The sequence below is a fragment of the Streptococcus mitis genome (assembly GCF_946190155.1).
Lineage (GTDB): Bacteria > Bacillota > Bacilli > Lactobacillales > Streptococcaceae > Streptococcus > Streptococcus mitis_CL.
In genome coordinates this window covers 167116-191726 of the sequence record NZ_CAMHZL010000001.1, presented here as the reverse complement: position 1 = coordinate 191726, position 24611 = coordinate 167116, and the positions used below count along the sequence as shown (strand labels likewise).

At 37.8% G+C, this 24611-nt stretch carries 27 protein-coding genes; 9 read left to right on the top strand and 18 right to left on the bottom strand.

The annotated features are described in order from the left end of the window. Window positions 1-415 precede the first annotated feature (415 nt). Window positions 416-1486, top strand: coding sequence for a tyrosine recombinase XerS (gene xerS / locus N8O80_RS00905; protein ID WP_261026344.1), 1071 nt, complete (start codon window positions 416-418; stop codon window positions 1484-1486). A 72-nt stretch (window positions 1487-1558) separates the two neighbouring features. Here the strand turns inward: xerS and N8O80_RS00900 are convergent, their stop codons facing one another. The 17 genes from N8O80_RS00900 to N8O80_RS00820 all read right to left on the bottom strand — a co-directional run bounded on the left by N8O80_RS00900 (window position 1559) and on the right by N8O80_RS00820 (window position 17913). After that, on the bottom strand, window positions 1559-2548 hold the full coding sequence (locus N8O80_RS00900; protein WP_261026342.1) for a lipoate--protein ligase: 990 nt from the start codon (window positions 2546-2548) through the stop codon (window positions 1559-1561). 59 nt (window positions 2549-2607) lie between these two features. Then, window positions 2608-4311 carry a dihydrolipoyl dehydrogenase gene (gene lpdA / locus N8O80_RS00895; RefSeq protein ID WP_261026339.1) on the bottom strand — a complete coding sequence of 568 codons (1704 nt, stop codon included), beginning with the start codon at window positions 4309-4311 and terminating at the stop codon, window positions 2608-2610. Window positions 4312-4356: 45 nt separating this feature from the next. After that, window positions 4357-5400: a dihydrolipoamide acetyltransferase gene (locus tag N8O80_RS00890; RefSeq protein WP_261026337.1), complete on the bottom strand. Its 1044-nt coding sequence runs from the start codon at window positions 5398-5400 to the stop codon at window positions 4357-4359. A 220-nt stretch (window positions 5401-5620) separates the two neighbouring features. Next, window positions 5621-6613 carry an alpha-ketoacid dehydrogenase subunit beta gene (locus N8O80_RS00885; protein WP_261026335.1) on the bottom strand — a complete coding sequence of 331 codons (993 nt, stop codon included), beginning with the start codon at window positions 6611-6613 and terminating at the stop codon, window positions 5621-5623. Between the two features lie 15 nt (window positions 6614-6628). Then, entirely contained in the window at window positions 6629-7597 is a 969-nt protein-coding gene (locus N8O80_RS00880; protein WP_125385835.1) for a thiamine pyrophosphate-dependent dehydrogenase E1 component subunit alpha, read from the bottom strand. A gap of 153 nt (window positions 7598-7750) precedes the next feature. After that, window positions 7751-9112, bottom strand: a complete 1362-nt coding sequence (gene pdrM / locus N8O80_RS00875) for a sodium-coupled multidrug efflux MATE transporter PdrM (protein WP_261026332.1) — start codon at window positions 9110-9112, stop codon at window positions 7751-7753. A 41-nt stretch (window positions 9113-9153) separates the two neighbouring features. Next, window positions 9154-10422 carry a dihydroorotase gene (locus N8O80_RS00870; RefSeq protein ID WP_261026330.1) on the bottom strand — a complete coding sequence of 423 codons (1269 nt, stop codon included), beginning with the start codon at window positions 10420-10422 and terminating at the stop codon, window positions 9154-9156. Between the two features lie 12 nt (window positions 10423-10434). Beyond that, window positions 10435-10899 carry an NUDIX hydrolase gene (locus N8O80_RS00865; RefSeq protein ID WP_001135778.1) on the bottom strand — a complete coding sequence of 155 codons (465 nt, stop codon included), beginning with the start codon at window positions 10897-10899 and terminating at the stop codon, window positions 10435-10437. Window positions 10900-10908: 9 nt separating this feature from the next. Continuing rightward, window positions 10909-11562 carry a uracil-DNA glycosylase gene (locus N8O80_RS00860; RefSeq protein ID WP_261026328.1) on the bottom strand — a complete coding sequence of 218 codons (654 nt, stop codon included), beginning with the start codon at window positions 11560-11562 and terminating at the stop codon, window positions 10909-10911. Between the two features lie 63 nt (window positions 11563-11625). Next, entirely contained in the window at window positions 11626-12318 is a 693-nt protein-coding gene (pynA, locus tag N8O80_RS00855; protein WP_261026326.1) for a pyrimidine 5'-nucleotidase PynA, read from the bottom strand. Window positions 12319-12352: 34 nt separating this feature from the next. After that, complete coding sequence (locus tag N8O80_RS00850; protein ID WP_020901386.1) at window positions 12353-12967, bottom strand: hypothetical protein; 615 nt, start codon at window positions 12965-12967, stop codon at window positions 12353-12355. A 168-nt stretch (window positions 12968-13135) separates the two neighbouring features. Then, a complete protein-coding gene (locus N8O80_RS00845) occupies window positions 13136-14299 on the bottom strand; it encodes an AAA family ATPase (RefSeq protein WP_020901387.1) in 1164 nt (387 codons plus the stop codon). Beyond that, the gene (locus tag N8O80_RS00840) at window positions 14296-15381 is read right to left on the bottom strand and encodes a hypothetical protein (protein WP_084863433.1); all 1086 of its coding nucleotides are present in this window, start codon (window positions 15379-15381) and stop codon (window positions 14296-14298) included. The genes N8O80_RS00845 and N8O80_RS00840 overlap by 4 nt, the downstream gene beginning before the upstream one ends. Before the next feature lie 739 nt (window positions 15382-16120). Then, window positions 16121-16663, bottom strand: a complete 543-nt coding sequence (locus N8O80_RS00835) for a ClbS/DfsB family four-helix bundle protein (protein WP_084863432.1) — start codon at window positions 16661-16663, stop codon at window positions 16121-16123. Window positions 16664-16719: 56 nt separating this feature from the next. After that, a complete protein-coding gene (locus N8O80_RS00830) occupies window positions 16720-17214 on the bottom strand; it encodes a YkgJ family cysteine cluster protein (RefSeq protein ID WP_000031481.1) in 495 nt (164 codons plus the stop codon). Between the two features lie 119 nt (window positions 17215-17333). Further along, on the bottom strand, window positions 17334-17630 hold the full coding sequence (locus N8O80_RS00825; protein ID WP_120770227.1) for a hypothetical protein: 297 nt from the start codon (window positions 17628-17630) through the stop codon (window positions 17334-17336). A 103-nt stretch (window positions 17631-17733) separates the two neighbouring features. Then, on the bottom strand, window positions 17734-17913 hold the full coding sequence (locus N8O80_RS00820; RefSeq protein ID WP_120770226.1) for a hypothetical protein: 180 nt from the start codon (window positions 17911-17913) through the stop codon (window positions 17734-17736). 64 nt (window positions 17914-17977) lie between these two features. Between N8O80_RS00820 and N8O80_RS00815 the strand changes: the two genes are divergently transcribed. After that, window positions 17978-18217 carry a hypothetical protein gene (locus tag N8O80_RS00815; protein WP_120770225.1) on the top strand — a complete coding sequence of 80 codons (240 nt, stop codon included), beginning with the start codon at window positions 17978-17980 and terminating at the stop codon, window positions 18215-18217. Window positions 18218-18358: 141 nt separating this feature from the next. Here the strand turns inward: N8O80_RS00815 and N8O80_RS00810 are convergent, their stop codons facing one another. Then, entirely contained in the window at window positions 18359-18541 is a 183-nt protein-coding gene (locus N8O80_RS00810) for a hypothetical protein (RefSeq protein WP_261026323.1), read from the bottom strand. A gap of 304 nt (window positions 18542-18845) precedes the next feature. Here N8O80_RS00810 and N8O80_RS00805 point away from each other — a divergent pair, with 304 nt between their 5' ends. The 7 genes from N8O80_RS00805 (at window position 18846) to N8O80_RS00775 (ending at window position 24608) form a co-directional block, all read left to right on the top strand. Further along, entirely contained in the window at window positions 18846-19199 is a 354-nt protein-coding gene (locus N8O80_RS00805; protein ID WP_120770224.1) for a helix-turn-helix domain-containing protein, read from the top strand. A gap of 1 nt (window position 19200) precedes the next feature. Then, on the top strand, window positions 19201-20295 hold the full coding sequence (locus N8O80_RS00800; RefSeq protein ID WP_120770223.1) for a hypothetical protein: 1095 nt from the start codon (window positions 19201-19203) through the stop codon (window positions 20293-20295). 222 nt (window positions 20296-20517) lie between these two features. Further along, window positions 20518-20898, top strand: coding sequence for an ImmA/IrrE family metallo-endopeptidase (locus tag N8O80_RS00795; protein WP_120770222.1), 381 nt, complete (start codon window positions 20518-20520; stop codon window positions 20896-20898). A 37-nt stretch (window positions 20899-20935) separates the two neighbouring features. Then, a complete protein-coding gene (locus N8O80_RS00790) occupies window positions 20936-21607 on the top strand; it encodes a zinc ribbon domain-containing protein (protein WP_120770221.1) in 672 nt (223 codons plus the stop codon). A gap of 130 nt (window positions 21608-21737) precedes the next feature. Next, the gene (locus tag N8O80_RS00785) at window positions 21738-22502 is read left to right on the top strand and encodes a type II toxin-antitoxin system PemK/MazF family toxin (protein ID WP_120770220.1); all 765 of its coding nucleotides are present in this window, start codon (window positions 21738-21740) and stop codon (window positions 22500-22502) included. Window positions 22503-22733: 231 nt separating this feature from the next. Continuing rightward, window positions 22734-23330: a CD20-like domain-containing protein gene (locus N8O80_RS00780; RefSeq protein ID WP_120770219.1), complete on the top strand. Its 597-nt coding sequence runs from the start codon at window positions 22734-22736 to the stop codon at window positions 23328-23330. 129 nt (window positions 23331-23459) lie between these two features. Further along, window positions 23460-24608, top strand: coding sequence for a tyrosine-type recombinase/integrase (locus N8O80_RS00775; protein WP_261026299.1), 1149 nt, complete (start codon window positions 23460-23462; stop codon window positions 24606-24608). Window positions 24609-24611: the final 3 nt, after the last annotated feature.

Sequence of the window (24611 nt, the reverse complement as noted above, 5' to 3'; positions counted from 1 at the left end):
TAGAAAACCGATTCTCAGCAATGAGATCGGTTATTTTTTACAGATAAGACATTACACATACAAATAATTGAACTTTGGTAAAAATAAGACTATAATCAAGTTAGAAATGATAAAGCTAGAAAGGGTTTACTGTATCAAATCTTTACAGTAAGATTAAAATCATGAAAAAGAAAACAATAGCAATTATACAATTGAAAAATTTCAGTTTTCACGTGAATAATGTACATTTTTGGTGATTTTTTCTCAAAAAAAATTTTTAGTTATAGGTAAGATTTAGATCCGTATTACACAGATTTAAGTCTTTTTTATCACTTTAAAAAAACTTCTATAACATCTTTCCGAAAAACTATAATTTTCTTGAAAAATAAATAAGTCTATGCTATACTACTAGTAGACTTACTTATGGAGAAAATACATGAAACGTGAGATTTTACTAGAACGAATCGACAAACTAAAACAAATCATGCCCTGGTATGTTCTTGAATACTACCAATCTAAGCTTGCTGTTCCTTACAGTTTTACAACCTTGTACGAATACCTCAAGGAATATGATCGATTTTTCAGCTGGGTTTTAGAGTCTGGTATCTCAAACGCTGATAAAATATCTGATATTCCTTTATCTGTCTTGGAAAATATGTCAAAGAAAGATATGGAATCTTTTATCCTTTACCTACGTGAACGACCTTTGCTGAATGCTAATACAACCAAACAAGGAGTTTCACAGACAACTATCAATCGGACCTTGTCTGCACTTTCTAGTCTTTACAAGTATCTAACCGAGGAAGTCGAAAACGACCAGGGGGAACCTTATTTCTATCGTAATGTAATGAAGAAAGTTTCAACCAAAAAAAAGAAAGAAACGCTTGCTGCCAGAGCTGAAAACATCAAGCAAAAACTCTTTTTAGGTGATGAAACAGAAGGTTTTCTTACTTATATTGACCAAGAGTACCCACAACAACTTTCTAATCGAGCTCTCTCATCATTCAACAAAAATAAAGAACGTGATTTGGCCATTATCGCCCTTCTCTTGGCATCTGGCGTCCGCTTATCTGAAGCTGTTAATCTGGATATAAGGGATCTCAATCTCAAAATGATGGTTATCGATGTCACTCGAAAAGGGGGCAAACGTGACTCGGTCAATGTCGCTGCCTTTGCTAAGCCTTATTTAGAGAATTATTTGGCCATTCGAAATCAACGCTATAAGACAGAAAAAACAGATACAGCCCTTTTTTTGACACTCTACAGAGGTGTTCCTAATCGTATCGATGCTTCCAGCGTTGAGAAAATGGTTGCTAAGTACTCTGAGAACTTCAAAGTCCGTGTAACACCCCACAAACTACGACATACCCTAGCAACTAGGCTCTATGATGCCACTAAATCGCAAGTTTTGGTCAGCCATCAGCTAGGACATGCTAGTACACAAGTCACTGACCTCTATACCCATATCGTTAATGATGAACAAAAGAATGCTCTAGACAGTTTATAAACTACATAAAATAATTTATGTAAACTAAAACTCATAAAAAGAAGTTGGCCAACTAACCAACTTCTTTTTTATTTATCCAACTACCGCTTCAGCGATTTCTTCACGGCTAATACCAGCGAAGTAGCGTGTGATATCAATGGTTTCTAGCTCCTTAAGAACATCTTCGCGTTCGTATTTAACACCTCGGAGGACATCTTCTACTGCAGCAACGTCTTCGATACCAAAGAAGTCACCATAAATCTTGATGTCTTGGATTTTTGATTCGAGAACATTAGCAAAGACTTCCACCTTACCACTAGTGAATTTTGTTCCACGACGGATGTTAAATTCAGGTGATTTACCGTAGTTCCAGTCCCAAGTACCAAACTTAGTATCCTTGATGCGATTGATTTCAGCCAATTCTTCCTCAGAAAAAACGTATTCAGTCATCTCTGGGTACTCTTTTTTCATGTATTCCAAGAGTAAATCACGGAATTCTTCGACTGTGATTTTTTCTGGTAGTTCATTGACAATATTGGTGACACGAGCACGAACCGATTTCACCCCTTTTGATTCAAATTTATCCTTTGAAACCTTAAGGGCATTTGAGAGGACTGACAAATCAACGTCAAAGAGCAAGCAACCGTGGTGCATGATACGGCCGTTGATATAAGCTTGGGCATTGCCGCAGAATTTCTTGCCATCAATCTCTAAGTCATTACGACCTGTGAACTCAGCTTTAACTCCAAGTTGAGCTAGTGTATTGATAACTGGAGTTGAGAAGCTCTTAAAGTCAAAAGCCTTATTTTCATCTTCTTTTGAGATGATCGTGTAGTTGAGGTTATTTAAATCGTGGTAAACAGCTCCACCACCACTGATACGGCGAACTACCTCAATGCCATTTTCGCGAACATAATCACGGTTGATTTCTTCGATAGTGTTCTGGTGACGACCAACAATGATCGATGGTTTGTTAATCCAAAGAAGGAAGATTTGATCCTCATCCAAAAGGTGTTTAAAGGCATATTCTTCCAAGGCGATATTAAAAGCAGTGTCGTTTGAATGATTGATAATGTATTTCATGATATCCCTTTATACGATAGAGACTGGAAAACACCTTTCCAGTCTAATCTATCTTTCTTTTATTTTTTCTTAGGTGAGTGGATGGCCATTCCTAGAACATCCGCAAATGCTTCATACATCACTTCAGAGTAGGTTGGGTGTCCGTGAATGGTCTTCAGCATTTCTTCAACAGTAATTTCCATTTCGATAATGCTTGAGGCTTCGTTAATCAATTCTGCAGCTGCAGGACCGATGATATGGACACCAAGGATTTCTCCGTATTTCTTATCTGCAATAACTTTAACGAAACCTTGAGCTGCATCTGAGGCAATGGCACGACCGTTAGCTGCAAAGTTGAACTTACCAATGGCTACATCGTATTTTTCACGGGCTTGTTCTTCTGTCAAACCTACTGCTGCTACTTCAGGAAGAGTGTAGATAGCTGCAGGAGTCAAGTTCAATTTGGCAACAGCATGATTTCCTTTAAGAGCATTTTCAGCGGCAACTTCACCCATACGGAAGGCTGCGTGAGCCAACATCTTAGTACCGTTGATGTCACCTGGTGCATAAATGCCTGGAACAGAAGTTTCCATGTATTCGTTGACCTTGATACGACCACGATCCAATTCAAACTCAACCTCTCCGATACCTTCAAGGTCTGGCACACGACCAATTGAAAGAAGAGCTTTGCTTGCGATGATATCGTCTTTTCCTTCAACCTTGATACGAAGTTGACCATTTTCCTCAATGATTTCTTGCAGTTTAGTACCAGTCAAGATGGTCATTCCTTTACGTTCTAGGATCAAGCGAAGGTTCTTAGAAACTTCAGCATCCATAGCTGGAACGATACGGTCCATCATTTCGATAACAGTCACTTTTGAACCAAATGTCATGAAGGCTTGTCCAAGTTCAATACCGACAACACCACCACCGATGATAACAAGGCTTTCTGGTACTTCGTTCATTTCAAGAATGTCGTCACTGGTCATCACAAGCGGAGATTCCATACCAGGAACATTGATCTTGCTGACCTTTGAACCACCAGCAAGAATGATTTTCTTGGTTTCAAGCAATTCAGAACCATTTACCAAGACATTCTTGTCTTTAGTAATAGTACCGATACCCTTATGAACAGTAACTCCGTAGCTACGAAGAAGACCTGCAACCCCACCTACCAAGGTATTAACAACCTTAGACTTAGTTTCAAGGAGTTTATCCATATCTACAGTGAAATTTGGATTTTCAATGACGATACCACGGTTTGCGGCATGACCAATGTTTTCGATAATTTCAGCGTTATGAAGGTAAGTCTTGGTTGGAATACAACCACGGTTCAAGCAGGTTCCACCAAGTTCAGATTTCTCAACAAGAGCAACCTTACCGCTGAGTTGGGCAGCTTTAATAGCTGCAACATAACCAGCAGGACCTCCACCAATCACAACGATATCAAAAGCATCATCGCTCTTACTATCATCGTTTGAAGCACTTGCTGCAGGTGCTGGGCTAGCTTCTGGCGCTACTGCTCCAGCTGTTGGGATATTTTCCCCTTCTTCACCAAGGTAACCGATAACTTCCGTTACTGGGACAGTTTCACCATCTCCTTTGAGAATGGCAATCAAATAACCATCTTCTTCTGCTTCCAATTCCATGCTGACTTTATCAGTCATGATTTCCAAAAGGATTTCTCCTTCTTTTACAAATTCTCCGACTTTTTTATTCCATTGGACGATTTGTCCTTCTGTCATATCCACGCCGGCTTTTGGCATAATTACTTCTAAGGCCATGTCTTCCTTCCTTTATCTATATCTTTAAAATGAATACTCTTGTTCTTAAATCAACATTGAGATTGGATTTTCAATTAATTCTTTCAAGTCTTTCATAAACTTGGCTCCAGCCATACCATCTACGATACGGTGGTCAATTGTTAAACCAAGGCTCATGATAGGGCGAATCACAATTTCACCATTAATGACAACTGGCTTCTCAATTGTCGAACTCACACCAAGGATAGCTGAGTTTGGTTGGTTGATGATAGGACCAAAGGACTGCACGCCAAACATTCCCAAGTTACTGATTGTAAATGTTGAATTTTGCAGTTCACTTGGAGCCAATTTACCATCCAAGGTACGACCAATGACATTCTTGAAGGCTACAACCAGTTCTGAAAGACTCATCTTCTCCGCATTGTACACAACAGGTGTCATCAATCCATTATCCATTCCAACTGCCATGGCAAGATTGACATAGTTGTGAGTGATAATGGTCTTGCCATCTTCTGTCAATGAAGCGTTGATGTATGGGTGTTTCATAAGAGTCTTAACAACTGCAAGTGAAAGAAGGTCTGTTACAGTAGTCTTCTTCCCAGTTGCTTCCATGATTGGTTCAAGCACCTTCTTACGAAGAGCCAACATTTCAGTCATATCAACTTCATAGTTGAGAGTGAAGGTTGGCGCAGTTAGGTAAGATTCAACCATGCGTTGGGCAATAACCTTACGCATTGGTGTCATTGGAATACGCTCGATTTCACCGTATGGTGTTACGTTATCAGGAACTTCTTCCACTTTTTCAATCTGAGCAGGAGACTTGATGGTATCGTTTTCGATATTTTCAGGAAGCAAGGCCAAAACATCCTTCTTCATGATTTTACCACGATGACCGGTTCCTTGAATCTCCTGCCAAGCAATATTATGTTCGAGAGCAATTCGTTTTGCAAGTGGCGAAATGCGAACCACGTTTGTGTCTTTATAAGTTTCCACGTCTTCTTTGTGGACACGACCGTTTGCACCTGAGCCAGAAACGTCGTAGAGGTTGATCCCTAGATCATCCGCTAACTTTCTAGCTGCAGGAGTCGCTCTTAGCTTGTCATCAGCCATGACCTCTCCAATTCAATTAAATGATACAAAGGGCGTCAAAGGCGACCGAAAAATAGGAAATCAACGCAGACTTCGATGAAGCCAAGGAGATTTATCTTTTTTCCGAGCTTTTAGCCCGTGTTCAACTCTACAAGTAACTTACTAAATCTTTCGTCGGTTATTATCGAACCAACTCTTCTTGTGACAAGATACATTTTTACATAATTTATATTATGTGATTTTATTCTTTGTTATATGTTTTACGGATGGCATCTTTGATGCTTTCAACTGTTGGAATCATTGCATTTTCTAGGTTTTGTGCATAAGGCATTGGCACATCTTCTCCTGCGCAACGGCGGATTGGTGCATCTAGATAGTCAAATGCTTCTGATTCTGAAATAATTGCTGAAATCTCACCGATATAGCCACTTGTTTTGTGGGCATCGTTGACCAGAACAACCTTACCAGTCTTCTTAACTGAGTTTATGATGATATCCTTATCAAGCGGAACAAGGGTACGTGGGTCAACAATCTCAACAGAAATTCCTTCTTCTGCTAATTCTTCAGCAGCTTGAACCACATGGCGAAGCATTTTCCCATAAGTAACAACTGTTACATCCGTTCCTTCGCGTTTGATTTCGCCGACTCCAAGTGGAATCGTGTAGTCTGGATCAACTGGCACTTCCCCTTTTTGGTTAAATTCTGACTTGTACTCAAGAATAATAACTGGGTTGTTATCACGGATAGAAGACTTGAGCAGTCCTTTCATGTCAGCAGGTGTACCTGGAGCCACAACCTTAAGTCCAGGAATGTGAGTAAACCAAGATTCCAATGATTGTGAGTGCTGGGCTGCAGATCCAACTCCATTACCAGCTGCACATCGAACAGTCATTGGGACCTGACCCTTACCACCAAACATATAACGTGTTTTAGCAGCTTGGTTGACAATATTGTCCATGGCAATAACTGAGAAGTCCATAAAGGTCATATCAACGATTGGACGAAGTCCTGTCATGGCTGCTCCTGCTGCTGCTCCAGAGATGGCAGCTTCAGAAATCGGACAGTCACGAACACGTTCTGGACCAAATTCTTCGAGCATTCCAACAGAAGTTCCGAAGTCTCCTCCAAAGACACCGACATCTTCTCCCATCAAGAACACATTTTCATCGCGACGCATTTCCTCAGACATAGCAAGGATAATGGTGTCACGGAAGGACATTGTTTTTGTTTCCATTTTATCTCTTTCTCCTTAGTCTGCGTAAATATCTTCAAATGCTGATTCAAGCGGTGGGAATGGACTTTCTTCCGCAAATTTAACAGAAGCTTCTACTGCTTCCTTGACTTGTGCTTGGATTTCTTCCAATTCTTCGGCACTTGCAATAGTGTTTTCAATGAGGTACTTGCGAAGATTTTCGATTGGATCTTTTTGTTTCCACAGTTCCACTTCTTCACGTGTACGATATTTACCAGGGTCTGATGATGAGTGACCAAGCCAGCGGTAAGTTACACTTTCAATCAAGACTGGACCGTTGCCACCGCGAACATGGTCTACGGCTTTCTTAAATCCTTCGTAGACGTCGATGACATTGTTTCCATCTTCGATGAACATTCCAGGAATTCCATATGCAGCACTACGTTGATGTATATGCTCCACATTAGTCATTTTCTTGATATCTGCAGAGATTCCATAACCGTTGTTAATGCAGTAGAAAATGACTGGCAGTTTCCAGATAGAAGCCATATTTACTGCTTCGTGGAAAACACCTTCGTTGGTAGCACCATCTCCAAAGAAGCAGACTACGATTTTTCCAGTGTTTTGCATTTGCTGACTGAGGGCTGCACCAACAGCGATTCCCATACCACCACCTACGATACCATTGGCACCAAGGTTACCAGCATCAAGGTCGGCGATATGCATAGAACCACCTTTACCTTTACAGGTTCCAGTGTATTTACCAAGGATTTCAGCCATCATTCCGTTGAGGTCAATTCCTTTGGCAATAGCTTGTCCGTGACCACGATGGTTTGATGTGATCAAATCGTCTGGGTTGAGAGCTAACATAGCACCCACGTTAGCTGCCTCTTCTCCAACAGAAAAGTGCGTCATTCCTGGCACTTTCCCTTTCTTTACTAATTGCGCAATTTTTAAGTCCATACGACGGATTTCTTCCATCTTACGGAACATCTCTAGCAAAAGATTTTTATCTAAAGTTGACATCTTCTTGCCTTTCTAAGTTTCTTCTTACATTACTATTTTACCGTTTTTGGCAAATACTGTCAAAGTTTTACTAAAGAAAAATTCACAAAATAAAAAAGAAAACCCCATGAAAACAAAGGATTTGCTTATAAAGAATGTTTTTTCACAAACTTTTTAGCGTTTAGATTTTTCTACAGATTCAAATCTCTTCATAATCACTGTTAAACGCCAACGGTAGAGCGCTCCACTTACGATTAGACTAATAATCAAACCGATCCAGTAAGAATAAGCTCCAAAATCTGTTAGGGAATCAAAGACCATAGCTACTGGGATTGCTACACCCCAATAACCAACCAAACCAAGGTAAAAAGGAATCACTGTATCCTTATACCCCCGTAAAATTCCCTGAAGCGGTGCCGCAAAGGTATCTGCTAACTGGAAGAAAAGACTATAAGTCAAAAAACGCGCTGTCAGATCGATAAATTCTGGGTCGTTACCATAAAGACTAGCCACATTTCCCCTAAAAATGTAAAGGAAAGATAAGGTGAAGCCTGCAAAAATAAGGGCTGTCCATCTTCCTAAACCAATATAGGTTTTCGCATCATCAAATCGCTTGGCTCCCACTTCATAGGAAACAACAATAGCCATAGCCGATGAGATACTCATAGGAAAGGCGTACATGAGAGTTGAAAAGTTCATAGCTGACTGGTGACTAGCGATAATCAAGGATGAGAACTTAGCCATAATCAAACCAACCACGGAAAAGATAGCCACTTCCGCGAAGACGGTTCCCCCAATAGGCAGACCCAATCGAACTCCTTCCTTGATTTTATCCATATTAAGTGGAATTCGTTTCTCAAGATGTAGGGCTTTGAGTTTCTCCTGTTTAAATAAAACTAGTACGGAAATTCCCAGCAAGACCCAGTAGGCTAAAGAAGTACCTAAACCAGAACCAGCACCTCCCAGTTCTGGAACACCAACGGCTCCGAAAATCAAGAGATAATTAAATCCACTATTGAGAGGAAGCAACAAAAGCATGAGATACATGGACAGCTTGGTCAACCCCAGCGAATCCAGCAGGGAGCGAATGACACTAAAGAGCAACAGGGGGATAATTCCGATAGATAAAAACCAAAGATAGCGAACCGCTACTGCTGCCACTGGTGCTTCTAGTCCAATATGATTCAAGATTGGTGGTGCTAAGAAAAGTACCATCCCCAGCAAGACCACAGATAGACCCAAGGCCAGATAGATGAACTGGTAAAAATCAGACGCAACTTCTTCCTTTTTGCCTCGCCCAAGGTGGTGACCAATGATAGGCACCAAGGCCGATACAATCCCTGTTAGAAATGTAAAGAAAGGATTCCATATACTAGTTGCCATCGACACACCAGCCAAATCCATGGTACTGTACTGACCAGTCATAGTCGTATCAACAAAGGAGGCAGAATAATTGGAAAATTGATAAATCAGGATAGGGAAAAATATCTTTAAAAATAAGATAAACTTGTCTTTAAAATGATGAGTCTGGTACATATAGGCTCTCTATTCTTTTTGTTTACAGAGCAGACTCCCACCTAGTTTTGATAGACAATTTGTCCCTTACAGATGGTATATTTAACCTGCCCTTTTAAGTTTTCACCGATAAATGGTGAATTGGCTGCTTTAGAAGCAAAATGGGAGTCCACAAGGCGATCAGCCTTAGCATCAAAAATAGTGATATCTGCTGGACCATTCTCAGCCAAGTAACCTGCTTCAAAGTTATAAAGCTTGGCTGGGTTGTATGTCATTTTTTCAAGTAATTCCATCAAGGTCAACTCTCCAGCTTCCACTAAATAAGTCAACCCAAGGGAAAGAGATGTTTCTAAGCCAGTCATGCCAGATGGTGCCTTGGTAATATCCTCGACATTTTTTTCATCTGCATGGTGAGGCGCATGGTCAGTCGCTATAACTGTGATGACGCCTGATTTAAGACCTTCAATCACGGCACGACGGTCTGATTCCAAACGAAGTGGCGGATTCATCTTGGCATTACTTCCTTGTGTCAAAAGGAGCGCTTCGGTCTTAGAAAAATGCTGTGGCGCTACTTCTGCTGTGACTTGCGCACCTAGCCCCTGAGCAAACTCCACTACTCTAACACTTTCTTCCTTAGACAAATGCTGGATGTGAACATGAGCCTCGGTTGCATAGGCAATCATGACATCACGCGCCATCATAGCATACTCAGCCACTCCAGTCGCACCGCAGATATGGAAATGTTCTTTAGCGATATTTTCATTAAAGCCAAGAACACCGTTCAAACCTGGATCTTCCTCATGAAGACTAATAAAGGTATTAAGCTTTTTGGCTTCCTCCATGGCTTCCTTGACAACTTTACTGCTTTCAAGCGGAATACCGTCATCAGAAAAACCAACGGCACCTGCTTCCAAAAGCGCCTTAAAGTCAGTCAAGTCTTGGCCATTAAAGTTTTTAGTAATGGTCGCAACCGTCTTAACATTAATCTTCTCTTTGGCAGCTGACTGGAGAACTTCTTGCAAAGTCTCCACGTCTGAAATGGTTGGACTAGTATTAGCCATCATGACAACAGTTGTAAAACCACCTGCAGCGGCTGCTAGGGCACCGGTATGAATATCTTCCTTGTGAGTTTGACCAGGTTCACGGAAATGAACATGAATATCGATCAAGCCAGGAGCAACTACAAGACCAGTAGCATCAATTATCTCTGCTCCTTCTTCTTTAATCTCAGGCGCAATTTTGTCAATTTTCCCATCTTGAACTAAGACATCACACACTTGATCCAAACCAGACTTGGGATCCATTACACGACCATTTTTGATTAGTAGCATCTGCTTTCTCCTTTATTCATAGAAATCAACTTGGGTATCCAACAACTTATCGCCATCATAAACAAACTTGGCTGAAAAGAAGGGTTTATCCTCTAAAAGCCACCCAACAAAGGTATGATCCCCTTCCCAAGTCGGCTTACTCAAAACCTCATCATAGGGAACCCATTCCAGCGTCCCCTCATTGCAGTCAATCAAGTTCCCTTCAAACTCTGTCACCTTAAAAACATAGGTGTACCAGTCTAAATCTGGTGTGAACTCAGGAAAAGTGATAACACCTTTTAGAACTGGCTTGGCTTTAAGCCCTGTTTCCTCAAGGATTTCACGCGCCGCGCATTCCTGAGGCGTCTCACCTCGCTCTAACTTACCACCCACACCAATCCATTTCCCTTCATGGACATCATTGGGTTTCTTATTACGGTGGAGCATGAGCAGTTCCTTCCCGTTATCAATGTAGCAAATCGTCGCTAACTGAGGCATATTTTCTCCTTATCTAAGCCAATCGATTGGCTCTTGTCCTGTCTCTTTTAAGAATGCATTGGCCTTGGAAAAAGGCTTGGAACCCCAAAATCCTCTATAAACCGACAAAGGACTGGGATGAGCTGATTCGATAATCAAGTGATGAGGATTGGTAACTAAGGCCTTCTTCTTGCGTGCATAAGCTCCCCAGAGAACAAAAACGACTGGTCTATCTAGATGATTGACTACCTGAATCACAGCATCCGTAAAAGGCTCCCATATCTGACCAGCATGACCATTGGCCTGTCCAGCAGGAACTGTCAAACAAGCATTAAGAAGCAAGACTCCTTGCTCAGCCCAAGCTGTCAAATCATGAGATTTCTTAACCCCGATATCATCTGACAATTCTTTCAAGATATTTTGCAAGGATGGCGGAGCTGGAATAGAATCAGGTACAGAAAAACTCAAGCCCTGTGCTTGACCTAGCCCGTGATAGGGATCCTGTCCCAGAATCACCACCTTAACGTCTTCTAGGGGTGTGGTCAAGAGAGCCTGAAAAACCTTTTTCTTGGGTGGATAAATAGTCCCCTGAGCATAGACACACTCCATAAACTGATTGATTTTTCCAAAATAACCCTCAGGTAATCGCTCCTTAATCAGAGCATGCCAAGATGAGTGTTGCATAAAGCCTACTCCTTCATTTTTACTGCCTCTATTATAGCAAAAAGTGGCTATTGAAACCACTTTTTACAGTTTATCTAAACAATCCAGCAAGTCTTGGTAAGAATGGACTTCATAAGTCGGTTGGGCTTGTGTGTGATTTTCGAGGTGATGAGGGTTGTACCAGATAGTGTCAATCCCCGCATTATTACCACCTTGAATGTCGGCAGTTAGGGAATCTCCAATCATCAGCGTCTTTTCTTTGCTAAAACCTACAATCTGCTGCCCCATTTTTTCATAAAAGAGGGCGGCAGGCTTTTGTGTTTGCAACTGTTCAGAGATAAAGACTTGATTGAAATAAGGTGCTAGACCAGATTGAGCCAAACGCCCTGTCTGAATGGCAGTAATGCCATTTGTCGCAGCATATAAGTCATAATCTCGCTCGATAAGGCTGTCTAAGAGTTCATGAGCGCCTGAAATCGTTTGTCCCTGCTGAGCAAGGTAAAATTGGTAACGTTGGGCTAGAAAACTACCGTCTTTTTCCTGTCCAAAATTAGAAAATAAACGAGAAAAGCGCGTGTTAACCAGCTCTTGTTTACTAATTTTCTTTTGCTCCAAGTCCTTCCAGAGAGCCTTGTTCATGGGAACGTAATAGTCTTTATAGACTTGAATATCCTCAACTCCTTCTTCTTTTAGAAGTTGCGTCAAAGCCACATCCTCAGCAGCATCAAAATCAAGAAGAGTGTGGTCAAGGTCGAAAAGTAGAAATTTGTAGGACAATTTGGTGTTTTCCTTTCTGAGTGAGAAAAAGTCGCTAATATTTATTTGGGAAATATTCTTTTCCCAACTGCCATAAATACTGATCAATCTCTTTAAGATTAAATTCGTCTAATCCGTAGTATTCTCTAAAAGCAATAATTATATTTTTAAATTTTTGATAATCTTTTAGATCTGCATTCTTAAATTTAGAAAATTTATCTGTTTTTCTAAAGTATTTCAATACCTTTTCTACATAGCTATCATAAATAGGGTATTCTTTAGGATTATGATGGGAACAGTATTTGGTAGAAAAAGAATAGAACTTTCTAGTTACTCCATTGATAGTGACATTCTGAATTTCATTGACTAAAGTTACATCACCTTGTCTCAATCTCTCGTCAATTTTAAGACTCAGAATATGCTCTGCAACTGGATAAACTGAAAAAATATTTGTACTATAAAAATCATTCAACGTAGCAACCTTTAATAAGATGTCAGAAATTTCTTCGTTACTTGGTAACAGCTCAAAAAATAATTTATCTAAAGCATCTTCTTGCAACTTATAATTTTTAAGATTTTTCCACGTTTTCAAGTATTTTTCTACTTCACTGGCTGACGGTTTAGAAATAACAATATCTGATTTCTGTTTTCTATTGTAGTTTATTTGCATATCTATCTCACTCCAAGTAGTTATTCAAAAAATTTGATAGATTAATTATACCCTAACAGCCTAGACAGCAGTACAAATTAACGCAAATTTATAAACAAACGCAAACAATTGCGGTTTCTACCGTGATTGTTATTTTAATTCATCTAGAAAGGTAGGATATCAATTTTATCAATATTTTTTTCTGAAATCTTCCGCAATTGCATCTTGAACAAGGCGTTTTATATGACGAAGATTATTTTCTTCTGAAAAACTCAGAATTTTTTTCATTAATTCGTCGCTAATTTCATAGGTAGTATTTTTGATAGAATTTAACTTATCCACCAGACTATCTGCTTGTTCTTGGATGAATAAGCGTTTTTCATCCAAGTTAGGAATCTGAAAATCGCTAAGTAAATCAAACCGAGACCTTAGGGAAGCTGGAATATATTGCAGATAGTGCTGAGAAGTCATATTGGAAGTAAAGACAATAGTATAACCATTTAGATTATGAGCGATGCCACGCCTATCTGTAAATTTACCGTCTTCTAGTAGTTCATAAAAAAAATTAAACACGGCTGGTGTCGCCTTTTCAAATTCATCAATCAAAATAATTTTAGATTTGGATGAATTAATTTTTCTAATCAGTTCGCCACCCTCATCGCTTCCAACGTATCCGAGCGGAGAACCTATTAAACTATTCAACACCCCTTCTGTCGAGTAATTTCCAAAATTAATTTTGGTAAGCTCTTCATCTGGATAGAGTGACTTTGATAAAATCTTAGCAAATTCTGTTTTACCTATTCCAGATTCACCAATCAGAAACACGGAAAAAATCTTCCGGACTCCTATTCTTTCGAGAAGTATAAAGTTTTCATACTTCTGTATAAAATCTTCCTTAAATAAATCATGACCAATTAGGTTGCTAGCAACCTCCTGTATTTTATTGCTAAACTCAGTATCACTACTATCTTTCGTTTCGTCGTCAGAATTAAAATTTTGAACTTCTGGATTAGCAAAATTTTTGTTTATCTCTTCATCTTCAAATAGAAGTGGCAACTCTTTCAGTACACTTTCGTATTTTAACTTATTTAGCCAAAAAATAAAGGAGTTAGACACTCTACTTAGCGAAAAGAAAACTCGACCTATATACTGACTATTGTAGGCGTTTAAATTCATCAAGGCTGATAAATCTATGACCAATCCATCTACAGCATCAATCTCCTCGCATATATCTTCTATTTCACTCAAATTAGTGAAATCGTAAGATAGAATACGAGTGATATCAATCCTTTTACTTTCCAAGAAATGTTCTTTTAAATCATCTATTCTTGTAACATCATATAAATAAATCACGACTCACTCTCCACATTGATTTTTTGAACAACAGCAATCACATCTATCAAATGATATGTTCCATTTAACTTTTCATAGTTGAAATCTATTTCGAATTCCGACCCAGATTCATCGCTCTTTTCAGATGATGAGGATTTTGGGATAATATCTTTTACATTGTTCGTCACGTTATTTTTCTTGGTTTGCTTACTCATAAACTCTAAAAATTTTGTTGACATGGTATCAACTTCAGAAAAATTAATCTTACCTCTATCTATTCCGACTAAGTTAAGTTTTCCAAGTTGAAAATCACTATGTCTATACCCATTCTCAAAACCTTCAACTTCTCCATAGGGGAAACGAATCAAGAATTTTTCATTACCTTGTTTGAAACTATAATCAATCGTGTAGTCAGTCAAGAAAGTAGAAAGTAGGTTTGACATATTTAACTCAATTCCCTCCGTACTGGGATTGTCCAACTTGCTAGCCTGTAACACTTGCAATATAAGTGGAATATCTTGTGCATTTACGGGATTAAGAGTTACACTGTCAAATTTTATTAAATCTCCTTGCTCTATGTTCTCAGCTTGAAAATTTTTGGACATTTCATAGACTTTTCTAAAAATCGTAGATTTAGTGCTTTTAACTTCGAAACTTTCACTAATTTTACTTTCCGTAGTTAATTCGTTGCTATTTCCATATCCTGAATACAAACCATTTCTCGTTCCAATTTCAAAAAAGTTTTTGTGACTTGTTGTACTGCTATTTTCCTTCTGAATAGTTGTCTTGACAGTATCATCAATTAAGGTAGCAATTTCATAAGACTTAGCCGAATTGAGATATACTAAGTTGAAATAGTCTATGTTTGACTGAGAATTATCTGCTGCTGTATTAATTTTATTGATAGAGTCTATCCGCCAACTCCCAGAAATCAATATTGCACTAGCCATTAGTAATACATTTAAGTCGATATTGGCTATAGTAATTAGATAATCCAACGCGGGCTGGAGCAGTACATATAATATAGTTACAAATAGAAATTCATCCTTCTTTTTATTTCTTAAAAAGTAAAAGGACAATATTGTCACTACAGCAATAATCATCTTATGTCCAGAATACGGTTGTAATATATTAATTTTAAACAACCAACAAATGATTGTATATGCAACCAATGTATAGCTAATTATTCTACGATAATTTACACCTAGGAAAAAATTTTTTACCACTAAACACCTCTAGCTTTCTTAATCTTATATTTATAAATCATTACAAAAATAGCAGAAATAATTTTTTATAATTCGATTATACCACAAGCCCAGAGATCAGTTTTAAAAAAAAAATATACTTATACCTCGATCAATATAACATCCTGAGATGTGTTCTATATTTGTATTGAGCTAAATTCCTTAAAATCAGCAACACTCTTCCAATCAACAAGTCGATTTTTTAAAAGAAAGAAACAAAAGCAAAAGGCTAGGACTGCTGTAAGCTCCCCCAAACAGAGGGATACCAACTCTTTTCTAACTTTCTCTTTTTGTATTTTCATCATCACACCCATCAATCTATCATCCTAAATCAGAAAAAACCATTCGAACCAGTTTATCATCAACATTTCTCAGAATTAAGGCATTCTAAGAATCGAATAGTTCATTCTGCTTCAATATCAATGCAATTCTAAACTTAGAATTACATTAAAATAAATGTTTTGGCACTCTTCTAAGCCATTGATTACCTTAAATGTTAGTTTTTGAAGGATTCTAAAGCTAGAAGAACTCAAAAATGAAGATAACTAAGCTATTCGAAGCTTAGAAGAACCTTTTCTAAAATCCATACCCACTTTAACTAGCGACGCTTACAATTCTTCTGATGTGATTTGAGTTTTTTCAGAGCCCAATCATAGTGACTGGAGGTGCTACTGACAAAGTAGGAACCTAGACTTGTCCCACCTGTCCACTTATAGACACCTTTGGTAAAGAGTTCGTCATTGCTAAAAACTTCTATCAACTCTAAAACCTTCCTATGTGATTGTTCTAGGAGTCTAGTCGCTTCTTCTAAGGAGGTTTTCTGGTGCTTCTTCCAAAAAGCGACATTCATTTCTCCATAAGTTTTCCAATTATAAGATTCAGGGAGAAAAAGTCTTTCGAGACCTTCTTGATTAGAATGTACCCAAGTCAAAAGTAACTGCTGCCATTCATAAAGATGAATCAGGACATCTCTTAGATTCTTATCCCTTTTCCAGTGAGCTTCTTTTTTCTTTGGGTCTCTTGATAAATCAAATGGAGTCTGTAGCTCATCTTCACTTAGTTGGGAGATGAAACGATTAAGCTTTTCATAGTTTTCCTTAGAGGCCAGTACTAGCTCCTCTTTTGTTTTAGGTCTTGGCATAGAGTTCTCCCTTCATATCTCTAGTTATTATTAGAGATTTTTTATCCTTTAAATCTCTATAACTTATCCTTTAATTTCTCAACAAAGAGATAGGCTGCTGGACAGGTCAAAGTATTCTTAATCGTCAAATGGTTGATTTGATGGATCTTTTTCCTGTCTGTATGAGGAAATTCACGACAGGCCTTTGGACGAACGTCATAGATGGAACAGAGATTATCTCCTCCTAAAAAGGGACAAGGCATGGATTTAAAAACCTTATCACCATCTTCATCTACCTGCAGAAACTCCGCTTCAAAAGCAGGTAATTTCATCTTAAAGTACTTAGCAATACGAGTGATGTCTGCTTCCTTGAAGTCGGGTCCCAATGTCTTGCAACAGTTGGCACAGGCAGTGCAATCAATCTCCTCAAAAACTTCTTGGTGAATCTGTTGGGCTATCTTGTCTAGATTTTTAGGAGGTTTTTTCTTTAAATTGGCTAAAACTTTTCGATGCTCCTTCTGCTTTTGTAAGGCTAGCTGGTGGTAATACTCAATATCAATTTCTTTAGACATGATTTCTTTCTAATTCACGTATTTTTGTCTATTATACCATAAATACTGCCCCTTTTTTGCCCCCTAAATACAAAAATAGCCCTTCGGATAAAATCCGAGGGGCTAGAAACGTTATTAAATCAACGGCCGAACTTTTGAATTTCAAGGTTCGGGATAAAATAGTTCACTGATTCTATATCGCTTTCAGATTGTAATTTCTGAATTTCAGCAATCACTGTCGCATCGATTTCAATAACATCTGGAATTGCTGTGATAGTGATTTTTGGTTTCTTATCCGCAGGCATTTCTAGTTTAAAATCAATTACCCCTCGGCCAAGCTCCCAATCATTGATTTTTACTGAATATCCTGAAGAATTAAGAGATTGATCCTCAGTAGGTTCTTGTTTGGGCTTAATACTTAGTTTTAATTGCTTCATGTTTGCTCCTTTCTCCATTTTGTTATATAAACCACTATATTTTTGATAGGTTTAATGAATGTTTATTGATTGCTAACAAACATATCAATGACAAACTCCACCTTCAATCTTCTGCGAACTGCTCGCAGAGTTCATCTATTTCCTTCCGTTGCTCTTTTGTAAACGGAGCGGTATTATTTGTCCAAGTTATCTGCTTGCCTTCTTCACGCTTTATTCTACCTGCTCTAACAAGCAGGTTTTTAAATACCTCGTAAGGCATGTGAACTCTGATATCTTCTTCCATCCGCCCTCCTTTCTGTTTCTAATCTCCATTTCTGCTATAATAAAAGCAGAAAGGAGTTAACCTTATGACTTTTAAAGAATATTTGACAATAGCAAGCAAACGCAACATCTACGATGATGGTAAAGATTTTGATTTTGAAACCATCTTTGCTAGAGAAATATTACGTTATGCACACGATTCCGAACTGGAAACCAAAACAGGTTTCTTTCGTCATCTTGAAATCATGGATGCCGAAGCTTGGTTTATCGAACTTGCTCACTCAGTCTATCAAGATTTTGAGAAATCAATTTCAGATTCTCACTAATCGAGCGTGACTTTTTTTGATACGGCAATCTCAGAAATTTACCACCAGAGCTGACTACCTTAATGATTTTTTCAAGGTGGTCTTTTCTTTTTCAAGAGCATCAATAAATTCTTTCATCCTTCCTCCTACTCAATCCAATTTTTACCGAATTTTAAAATCTTCAATCACACGAGCGATGAACTGATTCGCTTGTGGATTTTTTAGCTTTCCATTCAGGATATTCGTCACATCCTGACGAGTCATGCTATACTGTACCGCTAGCGTCGCCATCGTCAAGTTGTGTTCTTTTAGATAATCCCTGATTTTTTGACGTCCACCATCCATATTTGGATCTGCCTCCCTCCTTTCTTCAAAAGTAAGAAAAAAAGTTAGAAATTTTATAAAATGCTTGACAACTTTTACACCATAGTGTAAAATGAGGGCATAATTAAAAACCTTGATAAAACCATGTATCTATCAACTTTCTTGCTCGCCAAAGCTATTTATTTTTAGATAAGTTTTAACTTCGTTTTTTACTAACTCATTAACTTACAAAAACTATTTTACTCTTTAGTATTATTCCTGTCAATAGAAATAATACTTTTTTATAAAATATTTTTTGTCATGTCTTAGAAAAGGTAATATGACAATGTTTTCCACACTTGAAAAGATTAAGGAACTTGCCCAAAAACAAGGAATAAGTCTTCAAAAAGTTGCTGAAGATTTAGGCTATAGTATAAATTACCTCTATACTTTAAAAGAAAAGACTCCTAAATCTGACCGCCTACAAGAAATCGCCGACTACTTCAACGTATCCACCGACTACCTGCTCGGTCGTACAGATAATCCAACTATTGCAAAGGATGATACAATCGCAGGATACACGTCTGACGACCTCCGAAAGATGGCAGAGAATGCCAAGACCTTCGATGGCAAGCCGCTTACAGAGGAAGACATCGATGCCATCCAGAACATCATTGAGATTTATTTGAGAGGTAGATAGTATGACGATTACCGAACAAGATGCCTTGCTCTTCAATACCCTTTTTGAAAACATATATCATCAACTCCCGTCTGTTGATAGTTCTAAAGATTATTGGTTTGTAAGGGCTCAAAAAGGGCAATTCTATAAAAGTTTTCAAACTGGTGGCTATATCGCCATTGGATGGAACTATATAACATTAGATGACCTTAAAAATCTTGACGAAGATGCAATCAAAGGAAAAATCAAGGAGTTCGACAATAGGATAGAAAAGCCTGGCTCTGCCTACAATCAAATGATGAAGTTTGCGTATAGTCTTAATATCGGAGACATTGTCATTGTTCCGTCAGAATCTCCTAACGATTTTCTTGTAGGTGAAATAACGAGTAGACCCTATACAGAGAGCGAAAGCAACATAGAGTCCGCATCTAACGTTTGCCCATTTAACAAGAGAATGAACGTGCACTGGTTTGGAGTTATACCAAATAGAGATATTGACTCACAGCTTTATAAATTAGTCTATTCAGGTCATACCATCACTGATGCAAATGCCTACAAGAAGTTCATCAACCGAGGTCTATACGATGCCTACATTGATCATGACCACATGAGCATTACTTTTAAAGTACAAGAAGAAAACAATATAGATGCCTTCGAATACTCAACATTTTTGCACACAGTCCTACAAATGGTTAATGTTATAAAAGAATCTGATGAATTACAAGATGAGAAAGTCGTTCTAAGAACCAACGTCCAATCGAAAGGACCGATTGAACTACTTGGACATCCTGAAATACTAGTCCCGGTTCTAGTATTTATCATTATTTTAACCGGAGGAATTGCTTTTCGCAATTTAATTAAACGCAATGGTGCAAACTTTGAAGTCGATTCTAAGCTTGGAAAATTTAAAGCTCAGTTAAATAGCGATGGGGATGAAGCAATCAAAAAAGCCCAGGCAAATAAAATAAATGCCGAGGCTATTGCATTATTAATAGATAAAGGGATGAGTCCTCAGTTTAAAGGCGCTACATCTCAACTAGATATTAAAGCTCCAGAAGTAGCAACTAAGATTCTTCAAAATGAACTATCCGAATCTCCAGAAAAAGTCGAAGAATAATTTCAGAAATAACAAAACTGAGTAAAACGATAATTGGAAGTGTTAGGATTTGTCTTAGAAAAAAGTAACAAATCAAAAAAACAAATGCTGAAACTTGAAACAGTACAGCTAAATGTGCATAGAGTTTCAACTTCATTTTTATCACTTCCTTTCAATTCTATTTTACTCTAGTTCATGAGATAAAACAACTAATTTAAAAAAATATTTGAAGGATGATAGCCTATGACTATTGAAGAGCTAGTTGACTCACACGGTGTCACTCTCGCTTACTTTGATAACGAACTTTGGCAAAGACCTGGAGTTTATATCAAAGAAATCAGTATTATCTTTATAAACCGTGAACTGTCCGAAGATGCAAAAAAACGGGTCATATACCACGAATTAGGACATCTGGAACATTCTACTGTACTATATCAAAACAACCACACTAGGCGCGAGAATGAAGCTAATAGACATATGATCCATAAGTTGTTAGAAGAAGAACTCGCACTATCAGACGACCATCAATCATTCAACTATCTTCATTTCATGCAAAAACATGAGCTTAGAACAGTCGCAGACGAATTAATGGTCATTGACGAATATTATGAATTGATAGGATAATTAAGAAAAGATAACAAAATATAAATTGGAGGTCAATATGAAATTTTGTCCTGAGTGTGGTAATCCAGTAGAGGGCTACAAGTTCTGCCCAAATTGCGGTTATTCTATCGCTAACCAAGAACCTGCAGAGCAACTTCAACCAACTACGAAACCAGTTTCTCCTGCTCCTGCTGCTAAAAGCAGACGGACAGATAAAGTCGGACCGCTTGAGATTGATAGATATAATCGTACCTATCGTATTCATGGAGCTCAAAAAGCAAAAGGCTCTTCAGGATTGGTCGGAGGAGCAATTAAAGGCTCGTTAAAAGCAGGGCTTGCAATGGGAACGATGGGATTGTCTTTGATACCGTCCTTGGTTAAGAAAGATAAGAATGACACAGATTGGTATTCATTTGAGGATTTAGTGTCGTATGAATTGATTATCAATAATCAAACGGTTGTTTCTGGAGGAGTTGGTCAAGCATTGATTGCAGGTGCTATGTTTGGTGCGATTGGCGCTGTCGCAGGCGGTATTGTAGCAAAAAGAAAATCAACTTCTAAAATTTTGAACATGACAGTTCGTGTGACCTCAAACGACTTCACCAAACCAGTCATATTTATTGACTTGATTAGAAAGCCAGTAAAGAACACTTCGAAAGAGTACAAAGAAGCAGTCGAAAACGCTCAGCGAATCATGGGAGCCTTGGACGTTATCGTTCATAATTCGTAAATAAAAAAATCACCACATTCTCCGACGGCAATCTTTGAGTGTGAGGATATCGGCTATAAGAAACAACCATTAAACACGACGAGTTCCAGATTTGAAGGTGAGGTTGTCAGTGTGTATAGAGAGAAATAAAATGAACAAAGAAAATCCATATTTTGAACAAACCAAACAAAACTACATAGAAGTTGAAAAACTCTATAAACTTGGTAAAGCAAAGCATACATCTTCTAAATACAGATTTCTTGCACCAGCAGTTAAAAGACAATCTGAACAATTCTTATTTGAAGCTAAGACTCAAAAAAGAAAATATTGGAAATTCAGTCGTGGTTCTCTAGTATTCGTAGAGTTCGGTGTAAATATAGGCGGAGAATTATCAAATAATCATTGGGCGATTGTTTTAGACAAAGTAGATAGTCCTTATAAAAAAACACTCACAGTAATTCCTCTAACATCTAAAAATCAAATAGATACTGTACTCATAGACGAAATTATTGCGGAATATCCTTCTATTTTACTTGATGAATATATTGAAAAATTACACAAAGAATTATTTGCCTACCTAAAATATTTAGATTCCAATAATGCAATTACTGAAGCTGCCTTATCGGATGTCTACCAAGCTTACACAGAACAATTTTCAAACGAAATAATTCAACCTAAGATAGTAGACGATAACAACCTTAAACGAACACAATCAGAAATAACTGACATTATTGAATTAACTCAATACTACAAAAAATACATTAAGCGTTCTTATGCCAAGTGTAATAACCTTCAAACAATCAGCAAAGATAGAATTTTAAAGAAAAATAGATTAGATCCAATCGGAAAAATGAAAGTATCTGATAACACATTGGACAAAATTAACGAAAAGTTAAAAGAATTATACCTTTTTTAATCTCTTGACATTTTTTAATAATTATATTACAATACAGCTATTAGGAGTTTAGCTCCATAAAGTTTACATTGGGATTTTAGATCCATAACGTGATGGTAGCCGTATTTGATACGGCTACTTTTCTTTTTATCTAGCAACTGTTTCCATTTTGGAAATAGTTGGCATGTAAAAAACGGAAATAAAAAATGTGCAACAACTGATCCACACTAAAAGCTGATAGAGAGGTTTCTTATGAAACAAGAACGTAAAGTTTTAGGTATTCTAGCCATTATCTTCGGAGGTCTTGCACTGCTTGGCTCGTGGATGCCTATCATCAATAATTTTTCATTCCTTTTGGCTATTTTGGCTCTTATCTTCGGTTTAATTGGTTTTGCAGTAAACAGAAAAAGACCAAAAACACTAGCTATTATCGGAACTGTTTTATCTGTTGTTTCGATTGCTATAGTGCTTGCAACTCAAGCTATGTATGCTAAATCGCTTGATAAAATTGGTAAAGATGTGGAACAAGCAGTTAGCTCAGCAAGTTCTTCAATCGAATCTTCACAAAAAGAAGAAGATGCTAAATTTAACTGGACAAAAGAGCAGTTTGATGCGCTTGTTACTGGTGATATTGCTAATAGAGGTGCAGGCGGTTCTAAATACGATGATATCGTTAAAGAACACGGTGAGCCGAGCGATACTAACACAAGTACAGTGAATGATCACGAAAATAAAACAATCTCTTACACTTCGATTGGTACTAAATATAAAGCTGTTATCTTGTCATTCGCAAAACAAGATGATGGAACTTTCTTATTGATTACCAAAGTTGGTAACGGTTTGGAATAAAAAAAGACAACAAAAAATCCTCACACTCTCCGACGGCAATCTTGAGTGTGAGGAACTTACGTATAAGAAACAACCATTCAAAAGGTCGTTTTCTTATACTCATTTTAACAAAAAAGTGAGGTAAAATCAATGTGGATAGAAGAACTTCCAAACGGAAAATACAAATTCTTTGAACGATACAAAGACCCTTATACTGAGAAATGGAAAAGAGTGTCTATAACCCTTGACTCTGGATCAATAAGAGCGAAAAAAGAAGCACAGAAGCAGCTAGATGAGAAGATTGAAACTGTACTGCAGAAACTGACCACTGCTTCTGCTTTCTTCCATACAGTTTTTTCGGAATGGTGGGAATTCCATCAGAAACAAATAAAACTAAGTACGTATAAGACCATGCTTTCAACCTATAACAGAATCTCGGATAAAATCGAAGGTGGTACTAAATTAGAAAATATGGATGTGAGACTAATTCAAAGATTGCTTGATACTGAAGACTGGACTTACACCCAAAAATACCGAGTTAAATCTATTTTGAATGTTTTCTTTGATTATGCTATCGACCAAGGATTCATTGAAAATAATCCAGCAAGAAAAGCAAAGTTACCTCGAAAAAAACAAAGCTTGGAGCAGATTAAAAATGCGAAAGACAAATACCTGGAACCGAAAGAATATAAAGAAATTTTGAAAGAACTGTATAGAAAAGATATCACTCTAAGATATGCTTTAGCCTGTGAATTCATGATCCTGAATGGTTGCCGGCTTGGAGAGCTAGCTGGCCTTACGCTAGATAAATATCACAAAGATAGCAAGACATTAGATAGCAAGACATTAGACATCCATACAACATTCAACCGATATATTCCAGACGATGATGGGCCTAAAACATTTGCAAGCTTTCGAACTACACACTTAACAAAAAGAGAGATTGAGATACTAGATAAAATGATTGAACTTAACCAGATCAGTGAAAAAACTGACCTAAATTGGCACAAAAGCGCTCGTATATTTGTCACAAACACTGGTAAGCCGATTCATAGTTCAATTCTAAGCAAGTCGCTTCAGAGAGCAAATGAGCGCCTTAAAAAGCCAATTCCCAAACATCTGTCCCCTCACATCTTCAGACATACAACTATTAGCATTTTAGCTGAAAATAAAATTCCGCTAAAAACAATCATGGATAGGGTTGGACATTCTGATTCTGATGTCACAACTTCTATCTATACCCACGTCACAAAGAATATGAAAGATGAAGCAATCAATGTCTTAGATAGGGTTTTATGAAAA

Bases quoted from the DNA above. Each gene is read 5' to 3' on its own strand.
- xerS (WP_261026344.1), top strand. From the start codon at position 416: ATGAAACGTGAGATTTTACTAGAACGAATCGACAAACTAAAACAAATC.
- N8O80_RS00900 (WP_261026342.1), bottom strand. From the start codon at position 2,548: ATGAAATACATTATCAATCATTCAAACGACACTGCTTTTAATATCGCC.
- lpdA (WP_261026339.1), bottom strand. From the start codon at position 4,311: ATGGCCTTAGAAGTAATTATGCCAAAAGCCGGCGTGGATATGACAGAA.
- N8O80_RS00890 (WP_261026337.1), bottom strand. From the start codon at position 5,400: ATGGCTGATGACAAGCTAAGAGCGACTCCTGCAGCTAGAAAGTTAGCG.
- N8O80_RS00885 (WP_261026335.1), bottom strand. From the start codon at position 6,613: ATGGAAACAAAAACAATGTCCTTCCGTGACACCATTATCCTTGCTATG.
- N8O80_RS00880 (WP_125385835.1), bottom strand. From the start codon at position 7,597: ATGTCAACTTTAGATAAAAATCTTTTGCTAGAGATGTTCCGTAAGATG.
- pdrM (WP_261026332.1), bottom strand. From the start codon at position 9,112: ATGTACCAGACTCATCATTTTAAAGACAAGTTTATCTTATTTTTAAAG.
- N8O80_RS00870 (WP_261026330.1), bottom strand. From the start codon at position 10,422: ATGCTACTAATCAAAAATGGTCGTGTAATGGATCCCAAGTCTGGTTTG.
- N8O80_RS00865 (WP_001135778.1), bottom strand. From the start codon at position 10,899: ATGCCTCAGTTAGCGACGATTTGCTACATTGATAACGGGAAGGAACTG.
- N8O80_RS00860 (WP_261026328.1), bottom strand. From the start codon at position 11,562: ATGCAACACTCATCTTGGCATGCTCTGATTAAGGAGCGATTACCTGAG.
- N8O80_RS00850 (WP_020901386.1), bottom strand. From the start codon at position 12,967: ATGCAAATAAACTACAATAGAAAACAGAAATCAGATATTGTTATTTCT.
- N8O80_RS00840 (WP_084863433.1), bottom strand. From the start codon at position 15,381: ATGATTATTGCTGTAGTGACAATATTGTCCTTTTACTTTTTAAGAAAT.
- N8O80_RS00835 (WP_084863432.1), bottom strand. From the start codon at position 16,663: ATGCCAAGACCTAAAACAAAAGAGGAGCTAGTACTGGCCTCTAAGGAA.
- N8O80_RS00830 (WP_000031481.1), bottom strand. From the start codon at position 17,214: ATGTCTAAAGAAATTGATATTGAGTATTACCACCAGCTAGCCTTACAA.
- N8O80_RS00825 (WP_120770227.1), bottom strand. From the start codon at position 17,630: ATGAAGCAATTAAAACTAAGTATTAAGCCCAAACAAGAACCTACTGAG.
- N8O80_RS00820 (WP_120770226.1), bottom strand. From the start codon at position 17,913: ATGGAAGAAGATATCAGAGTTCACATGCCTTACGAGGTATTTAAAAAC.
- N8O80_RS00815 (WP_120770225.1), top strand. From the start codon at position 17,978: ATGACTTTTAAAGAATATTTGACAATAGCAAGCAAACGCAACATCTAC.
- N8O80_RS00810 (WP_261026323.1), bottom strand. From the start codon at position 18,541: ATGGATGGTGGACGTCAAAAAATCAGGGATTATCTAAAAGAACACAAC.
- N8O80_RS00805 (WP_120770224.1), top strand. From the start codon at position 18,846: ATGTTTTCCACACTTGAAAAGATTAAGGAACTTGCCCAAAAACAAGGA.
- N8O80_RS00800 (WP_120770223.1), top strand. From the start codon at position 19,201: ATGACGATTACCGAACAAGATGCCTTGCTCTTCAATACCCTTTTTGAA.
- N8O80_RS00795 (WP_120770222.1), top strand. From the start codon at position 20,518: ATGACTATTGAAGAGCTAGTTGACTCACACGGTGTCACTCTCGCTTAC.
- N8O80_RS00790 (WP_120770221.1), top strand. From the start codon at position 20,936: ATGAAATTTTGTCCTGAGTGTGGTAATCCAGTAGAGGGCTACAAGTTC.
- N8O80_RS00785 (WP_120770220.1), top strand. From the start codon at position 21,738: ATGAACAAAGAAAATCCATATTTTGAACAAACCAAACAAAACTACATA.
- N8O80_RS00780 (WP_120770219.1), top strand. From the start codon at position 22,734: ATGAAACAAGAACGTAAAGTTTTAGGTATTCTAGCCATTATCTTCGGA.
- N8O80_RS00775 (WP_261026299.1), top strand. From the start codon at position 23,460: ATGTGGATAGAAGAACTTCCAAACGGAAAATACAAATTCTTTGAACGA.